1 protein-coding gene is annotated in these 250 nt (G+C 68.0%); it reads left to right on the forward strand.

Going from position 1 to position 250, the window contains the following annotated elements:
• On the forward strand, nucleotides 1–250 hold a 250-nt coding region (locus VSR82_RS40520), incomplete at both ends, for a hypothetical protein (RefSeq protein WP_498858981.1).

Here is a 250-nt window from a genome sequence, read left to right on the forward strand (position 1 = left end):
CTGAACTATCGCCACAATACGCTGGCGGCGCTTCAGGGCGCCGCCGCGGACGATGTCCCGGGCGGCATCGAGTGGCTGGGTGCGCAGGAACGCACCAACTATCCCCTGAGCCTGTCGGTGGAGGACTCCGGGCAGGCGCTGGGCCTGACGGCGGAAGCGGTCGAGCCGGTTTCAGCAGAGCGTATCTGCGGTTACATGCAACATGCGCTGGAGCACCTGGCGGAGCTGCTGGAGCGCTCGCCGCACACGC

It is taken from the genome of Burkholderia sp. JPY481, from assembly GCF_038900515.1.
GTDB lineage: Bacteria > Pseudomonadota > Gammaproteobacteria > Burkholderiales > Burkholderiaceae > Paraburkholderia > Paraburkholderia youngii.